The following is a 1,381-nucleotide window of genomic DNA, read 5'->3' as shown; positions in this document are numbered from 1 at the left end:
GGGTCTGTCAATCGAACGGTGTAACGCGGGTGGTTGGGGTTACTGACGAGCTGCGGAGAGCCGGCCGTCGAAGGTGATGTCGAAGGCGTTCAGAGCGGTCTTCCAGCGCAGGGTCCAGCGGGCCTGCCCCTTGCCGGTCGGGTCGAGCGACATGATCGCCATGTAGACGCACTTCAACGCGGCCTGCTCGTTCGGGAAATGCCCGCGGGCCTTGACCGCCCGCCGGATCCTGGCGTTCACCGACTCGATCGCGTTGGTCGTGCAGACGATGCGGCGGATCTCGGTGTCGAACCGCAGGAACGGGGTGAACTCCTCCCAAGCGTTCTCCCAGAGCCTGATGATCGCCGGATACTTCCGGCCCCACGTGTCAGCGAACTCGGCGAACCGTTCGAGCGCGGCCTCTTCGGTCGCGGCGGTGTAGACAGGCCTGAGGAGTTTGGCGATCTTGTCCCAGTCCTGGCGGGCGGCATAGCGGAAGGAGTTCCGCAGCAGGTGGACCACGCAGGTCTGCACGATCGTCTTCGGCCAGACGGTCTCGACCGCGTCGGGCAGGCCCTTCAGCCCGTCGCAGACCAGCATGAGGACGTCGTTCACGCCGCGGTTCTTGATCTCGGTGAGGATGTGCATCCAGTGTTTGGCGCCCTCGCCGCCGTCCCCGGCCCACAGCCCCAGGATCTCGCGCCGGCCCTCGACGGTGACGGCCAGGGCGACATAGATCGGCCGGTTGGCGACGGCGCCGTCGCGGATCTTCACGTGGATCGCGTCGATGAACACTACCGGATAGACCGGGTCGAGGGGCCGGTTCTGCCATTCGGCCATGCCCTCGAGGACCTTGTCGGTGATCGTGGAGATCGTCTGGCGCGAGACATCGGCGCCATAGACTTCGGCCAGGTGGGCCTGGACCTCGCCGGTGGTCAGGCCCTTCGCGGACAGCGAGATGACCATCTCGTCCACGCCGGTCAGACGCTTCTGCCGCTTCTTGACGATCTTCGGCTCGAACGATCCGTCGCGGTCACGCGGCACGGTTATCTCCACCGGGCCGACGTCGGTGAGCACGGTCTTCGCACGGGTGCCGTTGCGGGAGTTGCCGCCGTTCTTCCCGGCCGGATCGTGCTTGTCATAGCCGAGGTGGTCGGTGATCTCGCCCTCCAGGGCGGACTCCAGCAGCCGCTTAGTCAGCTGCTGGAGCAGTCCACCCTCGCCTGTCAGCTGCAGGCCCTCGGCCTGGGCCCGGGAGACCAGCTCGTCGATCAGCCGGTCGTCCACCGCCCTCGCCGGCTGAGGCTCTATCGCCTCGCTGATCTCGGCCTCGGTCACGTTCTCACTGGTCATCGGTGCATCCTCCATGATCGGGAGTTACACCGAACGATTTACAGTCCCC

Annotated in this window: 1 protein-coding gene; it reads right to left on the bottom strand. The window is 66.0% G+C overall.

Annotated elements, in window-relative coordinates:
* Positions 1–39 precede the first annotated feature (39 nt).
* Complete coding sequence (locus ACFUJR_RS39280; protein WP_383181763.1) at positions 40–1,347, bottom strand: IS256 family transposase; 1,308 nt, start codon at positions 1,345–1,347, stop codon at positions 40–42.
* Positions 1,348–1,381: the final 34 nt, after the last annotated feature.

Source organism: Streptomyces sp. NPDC057271, from assembly GCF_042668715.1.
In the GTDB taxonomy this organism is placed as follows: Bacteria; Actinomycetota; Actinomycetes; order Streptomycetales; family Streptomycetaceae; genus Streptomyces.
Note: the sequence above shows the minus strand (reverse complement) of the source record. Positions and strands in the feature narration are given on the sequence as shown.